The 1118-nt window shown below is 48.9% G+C and carries 1 protein-coding gene; it reads right to left on the minus strand.

Annotated features, from left to right (window positions below):
• Window positions 1-222: 222 nt before the first annotated feature.
• A partial coding sequence (gene hisF, locus Q0614_RS07505; protein ID WP_298787716.1) for an imidazole glycerol phosphate synthase subunit HisF occupies window positions 223-1118 on the minus strand: 896 nt, incomplete at its 5' end.

Genomic DNA, 1118 nt, shown 5'->3' on the forward strand with positions numbered 1-1118 from the left:
GAGCTGTACCCTTATCTTCCATAATGGTAGCAGCGCAGGTGGCGGGTAGAAGATGTAAAAGTATCATAAAAAAGCTTATGATTTAGCTAAAACGAATAAATTTTATCTAAGCAAAAACGATGCTTGCAAAAAACTTGCAAGATAATAAAGGCTGAAATAAAATTAATTATTTGGTCGCTTTGGCGGCTAAGTTTCAACCCTGCGGTATAAATCTGACCAAATTTACAGTCTCACTTCGATGCCTTGCTCCTGCAGATATGCTTTTAGCGCCTTGATTTCGATCTCTCTAAAGTGAAAAATCGATGCCGCCAGGCATGCGTCTGCGCCTGCTAAAAATGCGTCCTTAAAATGCTCTATTTTACCCGCACCGCCGCTTGCGATGACGGGGATGTCGAGCGCGCTAAAAATCCGCGTCAAATTTAGCTCAAAGCCGTTTTTAACGCCGTCGCAGTCTATCGATGTGAGTAAAATTTCGCCCGCACCGCGCTCCTCCACCTCTTTTGCCCAAGCAAGCGCGTCTCTGCCGGTATCCAGCCTACCGCCGTTTATAAACACACTATAGCCGCAAGGTTCGCCGTTTTTAGTTAAAATTTCATCCTGCGAGCCGCGTGAGATCTCTCCAAAATTCCGTGCCTCATTGCGTAAATTCGCGTCCGAATTCCGTGCGCCGTCGTGCAAACTCTCGCTCAAATTCCTCGCCGCGCCATATAAATTACCGCGCGAAATTTCACTCGAATTTCGTTTTGCGTCGATCGCAACTACGACGCACTGCGAGCCAAATTTATTTGCGGCTTCGTCTATCAAATTTGGATTTTTTATCGCGGCTGAGTTGAGGCTGATTTTGTCGCAGCCCACGTTTAGCAGGCGTGAGATATCGTCGATCGTGCGGATACCGCCGCCAACGGTCAGCGGGATAAAAAGCTCGCATGCGACCCGTTCTACGACATCCACGATCGTATCGCGCTCAAGGTGCGACGCCGTGATATCGAGGAAGCACAGCTCGTCTACGCCCTCCTCGTTGTAGCGCTTGGCTATCTCGACTGGATCGCCCGCGTCTACGAGACCTACGAAATTTACGCCCTTTACCACGCGTCCGTCTTTGACGTCAAGGCATGGGA

Origin of the sequence: uncultured Campylobacter sp., assembly GCF_937997595.1 — a bacterium.
Lineage (GTDB): Bacteria > Campylobacterota > Campylobacteria > Campylobacterales > Campylobacteraceae > Campylobacter_B.